The sequence below is a fragment of the Peribacillus sp. NJ4 genome (assembly GCF_030348345.1).
Taxonomy (GTDB): Bacteria; Bacillota; Bacilli; order Bacillales; family DSM-1321; genus Peribacillus.
Genome location: NZ_JAUCFQ010000001.1, coordinates 3,882,289 through 3,899,234, shown reverse-complemented (window position 1 = coordinate 3,899,234; position 16,946 = coordinate 3,882,289). Strand labels below are relative to the sequence as shown.

The following is a 16,946-nucleotide window of genomic DNA, read 5'->3' as shown; positions in this document are numbered from 1 at the left end:
AAACTTATGAATAAAAAGTGGTGAATCTATCACGCTTTTTTTCTATATATTCAATAAAAATACATATTGATTAGGGTGGTAGCAATGGGGAAACGTATAGAAAAAGTACTTGCGGCAAATCGTGGAGAAATAGCGATACGGATTTTTCGGGCATGCACGGAATTAGATATTCATACAGTTGCAATCTATTCAAAGGAAGATTATGGTTCTTATCACCGATATAAAGCGGATGAGGCATATTTGGTTGGGGAAGGCAAAAAACCGATTGATGCATACCTGGATATTGAAGGCATAATAGCGATTGCCAAAATGAGCGGAGTCGATGCGATTCATCCAGGTTATGGTTTCCTTTCTGAAAATATTGATTTTGCGAAACGTTGTGAGGAAGAAGGAATCATCTTCATCGGACCAGAATCCAGACACCTAGATATGTTTGGTGACAAAGTGAAAGCTAGAACCCAAGCTGAACTAGCTAATATCCCGGTCATCCCTGGTAGCGAGGGACCGGTGACCAGTGTTGAAGAAGTCAGGGAATTTGGTGAAAAATACGGTTTTCCAATTATTATAAAAGCATCTTTAGGCGGCGGCGGCCGTGGAATGCGAATTGTCGGAAAAATCGAAGAAGTTGAAGAGGCTTATGATCGCGCAAAATCAGAAGCTAAAGCGGCTTTTGGCAATGATGAAGTCTATGTGGAGAGATTCATACAAAATCCAAAGCATATCGAAGTTCAGATATTGGCTGATACTCATGGGAATATCGTCCATCTATACGAACGTGACTGTTCCGTTCAGAGACGGCATCAAAAAGTTGTGGAAGTGGCACCTTCCGTTTCCCTTTCAGAAGATTTAAGGGAAAGAATTTGTGAGGCAGCAGTCAAGTTGGCGGAAAATATTGATTATGTAAATGCTGGAACGGTCGAGTTCCTGGTAGCAAATGGAGAATTTTACTTTATTGAAGTCAATCCACGGGTGCAGGTTGAGCATACCATTACTGAAATGATTACAGGCATTGATATCGTTCAATCTCAAATCATGATAGCCGAAGGGCATGAGCTACATGGCAAAAAGATCGGGATTCCCGAACAAGCAGGAATTAAAACGCATGGATATGCGATTCAATCACGGGTGACGACTGAGGACCCATTGAATAATTTCATGCCTGATACCGGGAAAATGATGGTATACCGTTCCGGTGGAGGATTTGGTGTCCGTCTGGACGCTGGGAATGGGTTCCAAGGTGCGGTTATCACACCGTATTATGATTCCCTTCTCGTTAAACTTTCTACTCATGCGCTTTCATTTGAGCAGGCAGCTTCTAAAATGGTTCGTAACCTTAAGGAATTCAGGATTCGAGGAATTAAAACAAATATCCCCTTCCTTGAAAATGTTGTTAAACATGAAAATTTCATAAATGGGGAATACGATACATCATTCATTGATTCAACACCGGAATTATTTAGCTTCCCAATCAGAAAAGACCGTGGGACAAAAATGCTTTCATATATCGGAAATGTAACCGTGAATGGTTTCCCGGGAGTCGAGAAAAAGAAAAAACCTGTTTTCGATCCAGCTCCAATTCCTAATGTCGGTGGTCTGCCGCTTATCTCGGGTACAAAAAATATACTTGAACAGCAAGGTGCAGAGGGACTGGTCAATTGGATTAAAGAACAGAAAGAAGTATTGATCACAGATACCACTTTCCGTGATGCACATCAATCTTTACTTGCGACAAGAATTAGATCGAAAGATATCCTTGATATCGCTGAACCTACAGCCAAACTCCTTCCTGATTTATTTTCAATGGAAATGTGGGGCGGGGCAACTTTCGATGTGGCTTATCGCTTCTTGAAAGAAGATCCATGGGACAGGCTGTTAAGTTTTAGGAAAAAAGCACCGAATGTCCTTTTACAAATGCTATTAAGGGCGTCAAATGCAGTTGGTTATAAAAATTACCCTGATAATGTCATTCGTGAATTCGTAGAAAAATCAGCGGATGCCGGCATTGATGTTTTCCGGATCTTCGATAGTTTAAACTGGGTTAAAGGGATGGAAGTGGCTATAGATTCAGTCCGTCAATCCGGGAAAATTGCGGAAGCGGCCATTTGTTATACCGGGGATTTGAATGATCCGTCACGCAGCAAATATAATATCGAATACTATAAAAAAATGGCGGTGGAATTAGAACATGCCGGTGCCCATATTTTAGCGATCAAGGATATGGCTGGCCTCTTGAAACCAGATGCTGCTTACCGTCTTGTGTCGGAACTGAAAGCAACTACCTCCCTTCCGATCCATCTCCATACTCATGATACAAGCGGAAATGGGATTTACATGTATTCAAAAGCGATTGAAGCTGGTGTGGATATCGTTGATACGGCGATTGGGTCTTTAGCTGGCCTGACTTCACAGCCAAGTGTACAAACACTTCATTATGCACTGGAGGGGTCAAGCAGACAACCTAAATTGGAAGTCGATTCACTAGAGCGTTTAGGAGAATACTGGGGAGAGGTCAGGAAATTCTATCATGACTTCGAAAGTGGCATGAATGCTCCTCATACCGAAGTTTACAAACACGAGATGCCTGGCGGTCAATATAGTAATCTACAGCAGCAAGCTAAAGCTGTGGGGCTGGGAGACCGCTGGCATGAAGTGAAAGAAATGTACCAGCGCGTCAATGCGATGTTCGGTGATATCGTAAAAGTGACGCCTTCATCCAAAGTCGTTGGGGACATGGCTTTATTCATGGTGCAAAATAACCTGTCTGAAGAAGATGTCCTGACAAAAGGAAAAACCATCGATTTTCCTGATTCAGTCATAGAGTTATTCGAAGGCTATCTGGGTCAGCCAGTCGGTGGATTCCCGAAAGAGCTTCAGGAAGTTATTCTGAAAGGGAAAAAACCTATAACGGTAAGACCGGGTGAATTATTGGAAGAAGTGGACTTTGCTGCTCTTAAAGAAGAATTATTCAAGGAATTGGGACGGCCTGTCACTGATTTCGATGTGCTTGCATATGCCCTATATCCAAAAGTATTCTTGGATTACAATAAAACAATTGAGCTGTTTGGAGATGTTTCCAACCTTGATACCGCGACTTTCTTATATGGCATGAGGCTAGGTGAAGAAATCGAAGTTGAAATTGAAAAGGGAAAAACGCTCATCGTTAAATTAGTTTCAATCGGCCAACCTTTGGCTGATGGAACACGGGTTGTGTATTTTGAGTTGAATGGTCAATCACGTGAAGTGATCATCAAGGATGAAAACATTAAATCTTCCGTTATATCAAAAATGAAAGCTGATCCTAAAAATAAAGAACAAATCGGTGCGACAATGCCAGGTACGGTTATTCGTGTAGTCGTCGAGAAAGGCGATCAGGTCAAACAGGGTGATCACCTGATCATTACGGAAGCGATGAAAATGGAAACTACCGTACAAGCGCCATTCTCCGGGACCATTAAAGACATCTATGTAAATGATGGAGAAGCGATCAGTACTGGTGATTTATTGATTGAAATAACTAAGTAATATCGCTGACTGTGGCCTTGTGAACGATTTGGGGTATGTTGGGTATGCTTGAGGTTTCAAGCTGCCCTGTAAGCCTCTTTTAGGCGATGTACGGTCATTGAATTTCTCCTTAAGGTAAAACAAAAACCACCATTCTCCAGAATGGTGGTTTTTGTTTTACCTTATTATCTTATTTGCTTGAACAATCAGACATTAACGGGCGGGTATCGTTGGTGTTATATCATGTTCATCCTGTCCTTTGACTGTGTGGGCAGCGTTCCCTTTTTGCTTGGCTAGGGCATTTTTTTTACTTCTTGATGTCAGTAACATCAAATAACTCATTACACCAAAAAAGCAGGCAATGAATAAAGCGTGTGCCAATGCGATATACAAGTTCTGCCTAGAGAAAATTATAAAGGCTCCAGCGGTAACCTGTAAAAAAACGAGAATGAATGCAGCAATCCAACCGCCATATAACACTTTTTGATTCTTGTAATATTTTTTTGCAATATAAGCAACGTATGATACCCAAATGAAAATAGCGCCAGCTATTGCACGGTGCCCCATCTGCACCCATTCATAAAGGTTGGAGGGAAGCGCAGGGCTATCATTTACACATAAAGGCCAATCCTTACAGATTAGGCTGGATTCTGTATGCCTTACAAGAGCACCCGTATATACGACTACCAGACAAAAAATCAATACGCCAATAATATGGAATTTCATTCGTTTGTCAACTATGAGTTTTTCGGCTTCGAACTTCTTGTCGACTTCAAAAATCAATAGTGTCAGTAAAAAGACGGAAGCAAAGGAAATGAGTGATATCCCAAAATGAAGGGCCAGGACGAAATCGGATTGTGACCAAAGAACGGCAGCGGCTCCAATCAACCCCTGTAGTAACAGAAAACCAAAAGAAAGGACGGATAAGAAACGTGCTTCACGGATATGGCCGATTTTTCGCCAAGACATATACGATAAAATTAAAACCAAGAATCCTCCAGCACCTGAAACGAGTCGATGGGAAAGCTCAATGACCAATTCAAACGTGATTTTGTCCGGAATCAATTGGCCGTTGCATAATGGCCAGGACCTTCCGCATCCCATGCCGGAATCCGTCTTCGTGACTAAAGCTCCACCCAGTAAGATGAAAAGCATTACAATCGTAGTTAAAACAGCAAACCATTTAAGAGACGATTTCACTAGTAGTCCCACCTTTTTCTCTGTAGCAAATTAGGGTTGTTCCATAAAATTAATAATAGCATAGGATTTTTCATAAATATTTGTCGAACTTCCTCGATATTACACAAAATAGAATGATTTTACAAGTTCAGTTAATATTATAGCTATTAATTAAAATGCCTGAAATAGTTGAAAGTTACAAGAGACTTTGATAGAAATAAAGGGAGTGTAAACCTTCAAGTAGGAGCAAAATAGAGATAGAGCCTGGGGGATGATGATAAAAGCTTACTATTCATGTTCTTGATGGACATCCATCTTACAACTGCAGTGAAATTTTCGAGACACAAATTGGTCAAAAATATCCGAAAAATTTTCACAAAAGCTTCCAAAAATGTGTTTTAATATATTGAAGAAATGATTTTACTAAATTTTACTGTTATTAAGCATGATATTAAGAATGATAGCTCTTTATGGATTCCATTGGCCACGGTCATTGGTAAATAATTTACTTTTTGTTTACGCTTCCTTGGTTACAAATATCAAAAAGTATGAAATAATGTTCTATAGCATTTGTAAGTATTTTTTCTGCATTTGCGTCTGTGCTGAATGATTTAAAGGAGGAAAACAAATGTCAGAAACAAGGGGTTTGTCAGAAGCTGTCATGAAGGACAGTAAAGCCGCCCTTCAATCAGATATACCGGAAACAACAGCTTGGAAGGATTTTCTCGCACTTATAAAAGTGGGGATTGTCAATTCAAATATAATTACAGCTTTTACCGGCGTATGGTTAGCCCTTCATTTTTCGGGGCTTAGCTTCTTAAGTAATCTTGATGTAGTGTTTTATACACTTGCAGGTTCGGCTCTCATCATGGCGGGATCTTGCAGTTTCAATAATTATTATGATCGTGACATCGATCATTTAATGGAAAGAACGAAAAACCGTCCAACGGTAACTGGGAAAGTGCAGCCTTCAAAGGTATTGGCGTTAAGTTTTGGCTTAATTGCTGCAGGGCTGATTTTACTTGCGTTGACTAATATGACAACGGCCATACTTGGTGCATTTGGCGTCTTCGCCTATGTTGTTTTATATACCATGGTTTTTAAACGGAGATTTGTCTCGAATACGATTATAGGCAGTATATCCGGAGCGGTACCTCCACTTATCGGGTGGGCTGCCGTCGACCCGGGCCTAGATAAGATTGCTTGGGTCCTGTTCGCGATCATGTTCTTATGGCAGCCGCCTCATTTTTATGCACTTGCAATGAGGCGTGTCGAAGAATATCGTGCAGCGGGTGTACCCATGCTTCCGGTTGTAAAAGGGTTCAAGGCTGCAAAAAGATCGATTATGTTATGGATCGTCTGTTTAATGTTCGTTCCTTTCTTTTTAACTCCATTAGGAACTCCGCTGGTTATTCTTGCTGCATTATTGAGCACAGGTTGGCTTATTTTAGGAATTAAGGGGTATAAAAAGAAAGATGATGTTAAGTGGGCAACATCCATGTTTGTATATTCTTTAAATTATATGACCATTTTATTTGTAGCGATGGTTATTGTCACACTCATCTAGTTTTGGTTAATATAAGCTGGCGGCCTGTTCGTTTTACAGGCTCCAGCTTACAAATAAATAATGCACTGACCGCCATTCATACATATTAACGGAAAACTCCTCAACAGGGTCATTCATAAGAGCGGTTACATGAATCATCTTTAATAATTCCTTAGATTAGGGATTCTTTCTTTTTAGAAATTGACATAGAGAGAATATTCGCAATTGCGCCCATTTTTATTTTTGTGAGAAAATTTTGACGAAAGAGGGGTTTCTGAAGCTATGAAAAAAAGGCTGCACAAATGGCGCCTAATTGCTCTGCTGGGTATTGTAGGACTTGTCCTTTCGGGCTGCGGCGAACCATTTCTATCCGCGCTGAAGCCAGCTGGCGATGTTGCGCAATCTCAGTATGACTTACTGATATTGAGTACACTGATCATGGTACTGGTTATTATTGTTGTGATTATTTTGTTCGTTGTAGTTTTACTACGCTTCCGTCGGAAGAAGGGCGACGAAACAATACCGAAACAAATTGAAGGAAGTCATAAACTCGAAATTATCTGGACTGTTATTCCTATCCTTCTTTTAATTGTTCTGGCTGTTCCAACCGTCGTCACGACTTTCGACTTAGCTGACACAAAGGCAATGGATAAGAAAGATAAGGATGGAAAAACGAAGGATGCACTTGTCGTGAATGTTAGGGCGAACCTTTATTGGTGGGAGTTTGAATATCCGGACCTTGGCGTAGTCACAAGTCAGGATTTGGTTGTGCCGACCGATCAAAAAGTGTATTTCAATCTAACGGCTTCAGATGTTAAGCATTCATTCTGGATACCGGCTGCCGGTGGAAAGATGGATACAAATACAGAAGGGGTCAATCAGTTTTTCTTAGAATTCGACAGTGAAAAGGCGGAAGATTCGAACAACTTATTCTACGGGAAATGTGCTGAACTTTGCGGTCCTTCCCATGCCTTGATGGATTTTAAGGTCGTAACGAAGTCTAAAAGCGACTTTGAAGCTTGGACTAAAGATATGAAAGCGGCGAAAGAACCTGTCGTGGAAGGTGATCTAGCCAAACAGGGTGAAGATGTCTTTAATCAAAGTTGTATAGGTTGTCATGCGGTGACACCAAATGACAGCAGGCCTGAGGCTGCTCGACAGGCACCGAATCTGGCTACATTCGGTGAACGTCAAAAAATAGCTGGCGTTTTGGAACATACGGAAGAAAATGTGAAAAATTGGATCAAGGATCCTGAGAAGTATAAACCGGGTAACACGATGACCGGTACTTACGGAGAACTTTCAGATTCAGATATTAATGCACTGGCAGCTTATCTTTTAAAGCTTAAGGTGGAAGAAAAATAGAACATTGATTAAGGAGGTTAAATCGTGAGTACGTACGCTAATAAAAAAGGATTTGGCGCTACGATTTGGGATTATCTGACGACGGTAGACCATAAGAAAATCGCCATTTTATATCTTATCTCTGGCGGGTTATTCTTTGTAATCGGCGGTTTGGAAGCGATGTTTATCCGTATCCAGCTTGCAATCCCAAATAATGACTTCGTAAGTGCCGGATTTTATAATGAAATTTTGACCATGCACGGTACGACCATGATATTTCTGGCCGCCATGCCATTAGTATTTGCTGTAATGAATGCTGTTGTACCCTTACAGATAGGGGCTCGTGATGTTGCGTTCCCATTTTTGAACTCGTTAGGTTTTTGGTTGTTTTTCTTTGGAGGAATCTTTTTGAATCTTTCATGGTTTTTAGGGGGGGCTCCCGATGCAGGCTGGACATCATATGCATCACTTTCCCTTCACTCCGAAGGCCATGGCATTGATTTTTACGTCCTCGGACTACAGATATCAGGTTTGGGAACATTAATTGCAGGGATCAATTTCCTTGTAACGATTATTAATATGCGTACGCCTGGAATGACTTATATGCGTATGCCGCTGTTTACATGGTCAACTTTCGTTGTTTCCGCATTGATATTATTCGCTTTTCCCCCGCTTACCGTGGGATTGGTGTTAATGATGTTCGATCGGATGTTTGGCTCGAATTTCTTTGATGTAGCAGCTGGGGGGAATACGATTATTTGGGAGCATTTATTCTGGATATTCGGTCACCCGGAAGTTTATATCCTTATTCTTCCTGCATTCGGTATTTTTTCGGAAATTTTCGCTACATTTTCCAGAAAAAGATTATTTGGTTATTCATCGATGGTATTTGCAACCGTTTTAATCGGGTTCTTGGGTTTCATGGTTTGGGCCCATCATATGTTTACCACTGGCCTGGGTCCAATCGCAAATGCAATCTTTGCTGTGGCTACCATGGCTATCGCAGTACCAACAGGTATTAAGATATTCAACTGGATTTTTACGATGTGGGGAGGAAGCGTCAAGTTCACGGTTCCGATGCTTTATGCAGTTGCCTTCATTCCTACATTTACCATGGGGGGCGTAACAGGTATCATGCTAGCATCGGCACCTGCTGATTATCAATACCATGATAGTTATTTCGTTGTTGCCCATTTCCACTATGTAATTGTCGGTGGGGTTGTATTAGGTTTACTGGCTGGAATCAATTTCTATTGGCCGAAGATGTTTGGAACTATGTTAAGTGAAAAATTGGGACAAATCACATTTTGGACGTTCCTTATTGGTTTCCATTTAACATTCTTCATTCAACATTTCTTAGGGTTAATGGGGATGCCTCGTCGCGTATTTACATTCTTGGACGATCAAGGACTCAATACAGGTAATATGATTAGTACAGTTGGAGCCTTCTTAATGGCATTTGGGGTCTTGGTTATGGTCATCAATATAATCATTACATCCGTGAAAAATGAAAAAGTCGGCAATGATCCATGGGGAGATGGACGTACGCTTGAATGGGCAATTCCATCACCACCGCCGTTTTATAATTTCAAACAACTTCCGCTTGTCCGCGGATTAGATCCTTACTGGGTTGAAAAAATGGAAGGGAAAACGGAAATGACTCCTGCAGAACCACTAGGGGATATCCATATGCCTAATTCATCTATACTTCCTTTAACGATTGCTCTCGGTTTATTTGTAGCCGCATTCGGTGCTTTATATAATATGGATGATAAGACATGGACCCTGCCTATAATGATTGTTGGACTTTTGATAACGTTTGGTTCAATGTTTATTCGTTCCGTCAAAGACGATCATGGATTCCATATTCATAAAGAAGACCTTATGGACGATAAAGACAAGGGAGGTAAGGCATAATGCAATCAGATGAAAGATTCACGGATGCCACTTGGCCTGCTTCTCCCGAGAAAGCGACTTTAGAAGGTAAAAATAAGTATTTGGGATTCTGGTTGTTTCTTGGTGGAGAGACGGTATTATTCGCCTCACTATTTGCAACATACCTTGCATTGAAGGATAAGGTTCCAAATGGTGATGCAGCCCTGGCAAAAGATTTATTCGAATTACCACTTACTTTTGTAGCAACCATGCTGTTATTGACCAGTTCATTGACTAGTGTGTATGCAATGTATCATATGAAAAATAACCACTTTAAACAAATGCAGGCTTGGCTTGTGATTACGGTGGCACTTGGTTTTGCTTTTCTAGGTCTCGAGATTTATGAATTTAATCACTACGTTCATGAATTCCACCATACATTTACGAGTAGTGCCTTTGGCTCCGCATTTTATACCTTAGTTGGTTTTCACGGAGGGCACGTTGCTTTCGGTTTGGTTTGGATCATATCTCTTATGGTTCGTAATGCAAGAAGGGGCTTGAATTTATATAACGCTCCTAAATTTTATGTCGCGAGTCTTTATTGGCATTTCATTGACGTAGTCTGGGTGTTTATCTTTACAGTCGTATACTTAATGGGAATGGTGGGATAACTGATGGCGAATGAACAATCAAATTCAGCGAACCCGAATGTCGATTTAAAATATCGCCGCAAGAAAAATGCTGAAGAGATGAAACATCAAGTGATAACATTTACGCTTATGATTTTCTTTACATTGCTTGCTTTTGCTGCAGTAGGAATTGAAGGGTTTTCACATTGGTTCATTAAACCAGTCATTTTGCTACTGGCTGTTATACAAGTAATTTTCCAATTGTATTATTTTATGCATATGAAGCACAAAGGGCATGGAACCATTGCATTGTTTTTATTTTCTGGCCTTGCAGTCGGCTTAATAACTGTCCTTGTTTTCACAACGATCGTTTGGTTATAAACCATAAAGAAAATCGGCTATTGAATGATAGCCGGTTTTCTTTATGTGCTAGAAAAAGAATCCAGGTTTATCTATATTTGTTACCATGTTTCATTTTAGGTATAATGAAAGTAAAAAGTTCATGAACGAGGTGATTTTTTGTCTATTGATATTTTCGGATTTCGCGCCTTATGGAGTCCTTATTATTTTGCCGCCCTCGTACTTATAACCCTTGGCTATTTTTTGCTGGTGACAAAAAAAAGGGAGAAGTTTTCGGGCAGTTCATCGCTTTCCGTTAAACAGATAACTTATTTTTTAATAGCCATGATCCTTCTTTATGTGGTAAAAGGATCGCCGCTGGATTTACTGAGCCATATCATGTTCAGTGCCCACATGTTTCAAATGGCATTGCTCTATCTTGTGATTCCGCCTTTATTCATCATTGCGATTCCAGATTGGCTTTTGAGAGCGTTCATTAATTCAAAGGGAGTGAAGGCGTTATTTCAATTTTTCACGAGACCTCTTGTCGCCCTTTTACTATTTAATGTTCTTTTCTCGTTGTACCATATTCCGTTAGTGTTCGACTTTATCAAAACGGGGATGTGGATTCATGCCGGATACACGGTCCTTTTGTTTGCGACTGCAGTATTGATGTGGTTCCCACTTGTAAATCGACTGCCTGAACGTGAAAGTCTATCAGGTGTAAAAAAAGTAGCTTATATTTTCGGCAGTGGCATTTTAATGACTCCAGCTTGTGCTTTAATCATTTTTGCTAATGATCCGATGTATGATACGTTTACCAATGCGGAATCTTGGGCCAGTGCCATGGAACTTTGCGTTCCGGCTTCAGCACTGTCGAGTTTAACGCTCAGTGGTCCAGAAATGTTCAATGGGCTGCCATTGCTGGAAGATCAACAGCTTGGTGGGGTTTTGATGAAGGTGATTCAAGAAATCGTATTAGGCTATGTATTAGGTGTCATTTTCTTTGCTTGGTTCAAAAAGGAGAATGGCGGGCAAAATGATATCGACCCGATACCTTCGGATTTTCAGACTGTAGAATAGTTGTACGAAAAGACTTGTCTAGGGGCGGACAAGTCTTTTATATGTCATAGCCTGGTTAACGGATTTCCAAGCAAATAGCTAGTGATTCGACTTGGCTATTCCATAAAAGTGATCATTCTGTTAATAAAACTTGATTTTATTGAATTTTATGAGTGCCTCTTATAAAATGGTAGTTGATTAATAAATATAGAGAGGACTACAATACATATGTCTTTACCAATCCTTCCAACAATAAGTACTGCCTTCATTGTATTAAGTGCCATCACTGTTGCAATAGGCTGGTATCAAATTAAACAACGCAAAATCGAGACCCATAAAAAAACCATGATGGTAGCTGCGGTTTTTGCGGTAATCTTTTTCACTATATATCTTTCTCGGACGGTCTTCATTGGGAGTACGTCATTTGGCGGACCCGATGACATTAAAATTTATTATACGATTTTTTTGATCTTCCATATAACACTTGCTACAACTGGTGCGGTTTTGGGGATCATCATGCTTACCACTGGGTTTAAAGGCAAATTCGCCATTCATAAAAAAATCGGCCCTGCGACAAGCATCATTTGGTTTTTCACTGGGATAACTGGAGTAGCCGTTTACATCCTGCTTTATGTCATTTATCATGGCGGCGAGACAACATCTTTAATAAAGGCGATCCTAGGATTTTAAAATAATGAAAAAGCCTGATGCAAAAAAAGCATCAGGCTTTTGTAATGGATACACAAAAGAGAGCATCAGTTATGATCCTCTCTCTTTTACCGCACTTTTTACTAACGGCTTTTAAAGACCGTTGAATTCTGAAAGCTCTTCTTTGATCTGAGCGAGGATTTTTTCACATTGTTTAACAAGTGATGCAGGGAAGTCCTCACCTTCGCCATATTCAACTCCGTGTGGATAATAGTGTTTTCCTAATAGGGGAACCATTAGTTTGATGACGGCCCTGTGAGCGCCTACATCGCCCTCTGTTGCATAGCCTAGTATTCGCAGGTAAAACGTGCCTTCTTTTACTTCGAACTTACGATCATAACTGACTCTTTCGTAATCCCATTGTTCTGCACGTATTAAACCATATTGCGGCATTAGGTCATCTAATCGGTTTAAGTCGGCTGTGATGTTTTCAATTCCAAAGCTTTCAAATTTCACGAGTACTACCTCCTATGTTTACTATTGAGAATTAAAATGACATACCGGGAAAATATTATGTACATGAATATATTAAAAATCTCCAAGTATGTTTATAATATACCATTTTATCCTATATTTTATAATAGTACGAAATGGTGGAAGTTGCAATGAACTCAACCAGGGTATTTTGATCATTCATAAAAGTTCCACTTTTAAATAAATTTAATGAAGGGGCAGTCTATCGTAAATTAGAAAATTATGATTGAACAGTGATATAATCAGGAAAGAAAGGTTTTTGCATTAGATACATAAATTAGATAGAGAGAGGGAGTGTTCCTCTGCGAAGTTTTGGTAAGGTGTTGGTGTTAATCATTATTTTTTTTGTAATCGGTATTTATCTTAATATCGGCGATGAGGATGAAGGAAACCCTCTTATTGATGGTAACAAAGGTGTTAACCCCAATGGACATATAAATGAAAAAAGTACTTCTTCCGAAAAAGAAGGGGTTACTAAAGTGACGGAAGGTTTGGCAGTAACAATTGGGAAAAATGCAAAAGAGATAGAAAAGGAATACGGTAAGCCAGATCGAATTGATATGTCCGCATATGGATATGATTGGTGGGTTTATAAAAAGGACTATAACGATTATTTCCAATTAGCCGTTGAAAATGAAAAAGTGGTATCTGCTTATGGAATCGGTGATGATGTCAATGTCGCCCCTTTTAAAATAGGACAATCGATTGATGCCATCTATTCAAGCTTATATGTAGAACCTACTGTTGATATTGAGGTTGGCGACAGTTCCTATCGTTTTGAATTGTCGGAGGAAGATATGAACATGAGGCCATTGATTGAACTAGGGAACATACATGTTCAGCTTTATTTGGATAAATTCACAGGGACTGTTTCAAGCATCCGATTTTTGAATGATTCCGCGCTTTTAAAGCAAAAGCCATATGAGTTGACCTATAATGGTAAACTTGTGACCGTTAAGGACCTTTCTAAAGAAGAATTGGAGAAAGTGGAAGATGGCAATGAGCAGCAAATTTTTGACATTACGAATATAATGCGCAGCAGGTTTGATTTGAAGCCTTTAGAATGGGATGGTCCGACTGCGGAGGTTGCTTACCTTCATAGCCGGGAAATGAGGGACACTCCTGAAGGAACCCATGTTTCTGAAACAAAAGGGGACTTGGAAAAACGTCTCGATGCAGGTCATGTTAAATACAGGGCAGCAGGTGAAAATATTGCGGCTCATTATGTGGACGCAGCTGCAGTCATGGAAGGCTGGTTGAATAGTAAAGGGCATCGGGATGCGATGCTGAACGAGGAATTTACAGGTCTGGGTGTTGGGGTTTATAAAAAGTATTACACTCAGAATTTCATAAAAAAATAAAAAGACGGATCCGATTTGGGTCCGTTTTTTTGTTCTGGATTATATTTTCAAAATAAAAAAGTTCCCTGTCGATATAGCGCAAAGTTCCCCATCATCACAGTGAACCTTCCCCTCGATGATGATCGTTTGCCTATGTATTAATTCGCACGTTAATCGATCGCCATGGGAAATCCAATTGCATTTGAAAAGGAATGTTATGCACTTTTTATTTACCTTTAGCATATGGTGCAATAGGCGATGTCTAAGTGTGAGGTGAGAGTAATGGCAAAAAGAAAGCGGCCCTCCGTGGATGGATTTCGGGAGTTTGTCAAGGAACATCCTTATTTAGTGAATGAAGTGAGAAACAAGCAAGCAACATGGCAGGAACTTTTTGAAGAATGGTATTTACTCGGTGAAGATCATCCACGCTGGCAGGCTGACGGCGGGGTTGATGAGTCCAAAGTAAATGCAGAATCCACATCACGGCCGGTAGAAAAGGGCGACCAAAGTACAGAGTTAATCGGTTCGTTAATGAGTGCAGTTAAAAATATGGATATGGGACAGATACAACAATATATTACAAATGCCAATCAGGCCATCGGTGCAATCCAAGGAGTGCTATCTGCTTTCCAAGGGAATAAATCAGGTGATACCAGTCCTCCCCCAAAAGAAAAAGAGCAGAGAGCTAACCCTTTTTTATTCACCAAAGATTAAGGAGGGTTTTTCATGCGTCAGAATATATATGAATTCATTCAAACAAACGAAGAAATGCGAAATTACTTGAGGATTAACCCTGCATGGTACAAAAGGTTAATGCGTAATCCACATGAAGTGGATGTATTTGAAACCGAAGCGAAATATTATTTTGAGAAGTCGATTCCACATCGGGTTTCTAAATTTTCGGAAAGCGTTCAAGTGGCTTCCATGATGCTTCATATGTTTCAAGCGATGAATGCTCCAAGTGAATGAAGAAAATAAGAGTAAATTACTCCTTTTGGCGAACAATAAAGGCAAAAGGGGGACGATGGCATGAGAAAGTTGATTTTGGTTTTAACAGTGTTGATGGCAGCGTCGGGGTGTGGAAAGAAAATACCGGAACCTGAAAATTCAGAAGTAGCCATACAAGATGTAACTGCCCATAAAGCTGCCACCACTGTATCGAGCATCCGAAATTCAGATGAGGACTTTCGGGTAAAAACTTTTGTGAAAGGCAACTCTGTCTATGTAGAGTGCTACTTGAAAAACTATGGTTTTTCTGAAGCGAATTCTGAACAATTGGCAACTGTGTCCGTATTTATTGATAATCAGAAGAAAGTCGATATGAAGACGGCGGCATTTATCTTAAAGGATGTCCCGAATGGCATGCATAAAATTAAGCTGGAGATTTTGAATGGTTCAGGTGAAAAAACAGGGCTGCAAAAAGAGTTTGAGGTACATATCACTTCCTCGATTTAATCAAACCATTAGCTTCTGAAAGGGAGAAATGGTAAAATGGTTGTGGAGGTGAGCTTGTTAATGCTTGCTACTATGGAAATCATCGACATTTTACAACAGGCTGATGGATTGGCAGAAATGATCCTACATTCTGAAATAGGGGAAGACTATCTCCTTAGTTTATATAAATTACAGAGCGACAAAGAGGCCCAGAGGAAAATTTCCAAGTTTACTTCATTAAAGGATCTATTTGAAGATGTTCAAAGGTTCGGTAAATATCATCCGGATTATAAACGCATCAATTTGGAAACCAGGGAAGCTAAACGAGACATGGATATGCATCCAACGGTTGCTGAGTTTAAGAGGGCGGAGACTGAATTGCAATCCGTTCTTGATGAAATAAGCGGAAGAATAGGCCGTGCGGTTTCTGAACAGGTTAAAACCCCAGCGGGAAATCCATTTTTTGTATCATCTGGGGGATGTTCAACGGGAAGTTGCGGAACCGGCGGAAGTTGTGGATGCTCTGCTTAATGAAATAGCCAGATCATAACAATTGATTGTTTGGCCGGCATTTCAATAAGCCATCGAAATTCGATATAACTTCGGAGTTCGGTGGCTGTGTCATGTATGGAACCGTCGTCCTGGATAGTGGGGGATAATGAATCGATGCACGTATTAAATATCCTTCCTTGAACCTCATGCCAGTTTTTCGTACTTCTGGATAAGTTCCAAATGCGATTAACTGCGATATAGGATACAATCCGGACAAAGGTTGCCGCAGCAAAACATCTTTTGCTGCGGCACATAAAAACGATGACGGAATACATATAAATGTTCTTCCTGCCGTACAAAAATGGTTTCACAATGAAGCTGCTTGCCACGCATTGAAAGGCTAGCGGCTTTTTTTATTATGAAGGAAAGCTTACTATTATCATTTTGTGCCGGATGAAAATGGATATATATAAATGGTATACCTGTGAATTTTTTTATCGATACTTGGGTAATTTCATCATTATCCAATAGATGATCTATAAATTGATCCCAAATTTGGTTTAAATCCATCGTAGTTTCTGCTCCCTTCACAGTATGTATATTCATAATAGTAAGAGAATTTCGTTTATAATCTTTTTTCTTGGTTGAAAGTAAAGATTCTGCTATGCTACACTTAGTTAAAACCTTTATAAAAGGGAGTTATTGATATGCTTGGAGCGAGACAGGGAATCATCGTCTATTTACATACATTAAAACAAGCCAAAATGCTTAGGAAGTTTGGAAATATCCATTATGTTTCAAAAAAGTTGAAATATGTAGTCCTTTATACGAATATGGATGAAGTGGAACCACTGGTGGAAAAACTGAATAATTATTCGTTCGTAAAAAAAGTGGACCTTTCATACAAGCCTTTTTTGAAGGTGGAATTCGAAAACTCCAAACCGGATAAAGCGAAAGAATATGATTATAAAATGGGAATTTGAAAAAAGCTGACTCATGCGGAGTCAGCCTTTTTCAATTCAG

17 protein-coding genes are annotated in these 16,946 nt (G+C 39.9%); 14 read left to right on the top strand and 3 right to left on the bottom strand.

What is annotated here, in order from left to right:
- Positions 1–84: 84 nt before the first annotated feature.
- A complete protein-coding gene (gene pyc, locus QUF94_RS19340; protein WP_289317263.1) occupies positions 85–3,522 on the top strand; it encodes a pyruvate carboxylase in 3,438 nt (1,145 codons plus the stop codon).
- A gap of 192 nt (positions 3,523–3,714) precedes the next feature.
- Here pyc and QUF94_RS19335 read toward each other — a convergent pair whose 3' ends face one another.
- Positions 3,715–4,701 (bottom strand): COX15/CtaA family protein, encoded by a 987-nt coding sequence (locus QUF94_RS19335; RefSeq protein ID WP_289317262.1) that lies wholly within the window; start codon positions 4,699–4,701, stop codon positions 3,715–3,717.
- A 607-nt stretch (positions 4,702–5,308) separates the two neighbouring features.
- On the opposite strand from QUF94_RS19335, the gene cyoE reads away from it, so the two are divergent.
- The 7 genes from cyoE to QUF94_RS19300 all read left to right on the top strand — a co-directional run bounded on the left by cyoE (position 5,309) and on the right by QUF94_RS19300 (position 12,165).
- Positions 5,309–6,247 (top strand): heme o synthase, encoded by a 939-nt coding sequence (gene cyoE, locus QUF94_RS19330; protein ID WP_289317261.1) that lies wholly within the window; start codon positions 5,309–5,311, stop codon positions 6,245–6,247.
- A 261-nt stretch (positions 6,248–6,508) separates the two neighbouring features.
- Positions 6,509–7,591 carry a cytochrome c oxidase subunit II gene (gene coxB, locus QUF94_RS19325; RefSeq protein ID WP_289317260.1) on the top strand — a complete coding sequence of 361 codons (1,083 nt, stop codon included), beginning with the start codon at positions 6,509–6,511 and terminating at the stop codon, positions 7,589–7,591.
- 24 nt (positions 7,592–7,615) lie between these two features.
- Positions 7,616–9,487, top strand: a complete 1,872-nt coding sequence (ctaD, locus tag QUF94_RS19320) for a cytochrome c oxidase subunit I (RefSeq protein ID WP_289317259.1) — start codon at positions 7,616–7,618, stop codon at positions 9,485–9,487.
- Positions 9,487–10,116, top strand: a complete 630-nt coding sequence (locus QUF94_RS19315; RefSeq protein WP_289317258.1) for a cytochrome (ubi)quinol oxidase subunit III — start codon at positions 9,487–9,489, stop codon at positions 10,114–10,116. Before ctaD ends, QUF94_RS19315 begins: the two co-directional genes overlap by 1 nt.
- Positions 10,117–10,119: 3 nt before the next feature.
- A complete protein-coding gene (gene ctaF / locus QUF94_RS19310; RefSeq protein ID WP_289317257.1) occupies positions 10,120–10,455 on the top strand; it encodes a cytochrome c oxidase subunit IVB in 336 nt (111 codons plus the stop codon).
- Positions 10,456–10,593: 138 nt separating this feature from the next.
- Positions 10,594–11,496, top strand: coding sequence for a cytochrome c oxidase assembly factor CtaG (ctaG, locus tag QUF94_RS19305; RefSeq protein ID WP_289317256.1), 903 nt, complete (start codon positions 10,594–10,596; stop codon positions 11,494–11,496).
- Between the two features lie 207 nt (positions 11,497–11,703).
- The gene (locus QUF94_RS19300) at positions 11,704–12,165 is read left to right on the top strand and encodes a DUF420 domain-containing protein (protein WP_289317255.1); all 462 of its coding nucleotides are present in this window, start codon (positions 11,704–11,706) and stop codon (positions 12,163–12,165) included.
- Positions 12,166–12,276: 111 nt separating this feature from the next.
- Here QUF94_RS19300 and QUF94_RS19295 read toward each other — a convergent pair whose 3' ends face one another.
- Entirely contained in the window at positions 12,277–12,639 is a 363-nt protein-coding gene (locus tag QUF94_RS19295; RefSeq protein WP_289317254.1) for a YugN family protein, read from the bottom strand.
- 344 nt (positions 12,640–12,983) lie between these two features.
- On the opposite strand from QUF94_RS19295, the gene QUF94_RS19290 reads away from it, so the two are divergent.
- The 5 genes from QUF94_RS19290 (at position 12,984) to QUF94_RS19270 (ending at position 15,962) form a co-directional block, all read left to right on the top strand.
- A complete protein-coding gene (locus tag QUF94_RS19290) occupies positions 12,984–14,018 on the top strand; it encodes a CAP domain-containing protein (RefSeq protein WP_289317253.1) in 1,035 nt (344 codons plus the stop codon).
- A gap of 261 nt (positions 14,019–14,279) precedes the next feature.
- Entirely contained in the window at positions 14,280–14,711 is a 432-nt protein-coding gene (locus QUF94_RS19285; protein WP_289317252.1) for a YlbD family protein, read from the top strand.
- A gap of 12 nt (positions 14,712–14,723) precedes the next feature.
- Positions 14,724–14,966, top strand: a complete 243-nt coding sequence (locus tag QUF94_RS19280; RefSeq protein ID WP_289317251.1) for a YlbE-like family protein — start codon at positions 14,724–14,726, stop codon at positions 14,964–14,966.
- 60 nt (positions 14,967–15,026) lie between these two features.
- Positions 15,027–15,452 carry a hypothetical protein gene (locus tag QUF94_RS19275; protein ID WP_289317250.1) on the top strand — a complete coding sequence of 142 codons (426 nt, stop codon included), beginning with the start codon at positions 15,027–15,029 and terminating at the stop codon, positions 15,450–15,452.
- A gap of 60 nt (positions 15,453–15,512) precedes the next feature.
- The gene (locus QUF94_RS19270) at positions 15,513–15,962 is read left to right on the top strand and encodes a YlbF/YmcA family competence regulator (protein WP_289318441.1); all 450 of its coding nucleotides are present in this window, start codon (positions 15,513–15,515) and stop codon (positions 15,960–15,962) included.
- A gap of 207 nt (positions 15,963–16,169) precedes the next feature.
- Here QUF94_RS19270 and QUF94_RS19265 read toward each other — a convergent pair whose 3' ends face one another.
- Positions 16,170–16,529, bottom strand: a complete 360-nt coding sequence (locus QUF94_RS19265) for a hypothetical protein (RefSeq protein WP_289317249.1) — start codon at positions 16,527–16,529, stop codon at positions 16,170–16,172.
- A 101-nt stretch (positions 16,530–16,630) separates the two neighbouring features.
- Between QUF94_RS19265 and QUF94_RS19260 the strand changes: the two genes are divergently transcribed.
- Complete coding sequence (locus QUF94_RS19260) at positions 16,631–16,906, top strand: YlbG family protein (RefSeq protein ID WP_048684554.1); 276 nt, start codon at positions 16,631–16,633, stop codon at positions 16,904–16,906.
- Positions 16,907–16,946: the final 40 nt, after the last annotated feature.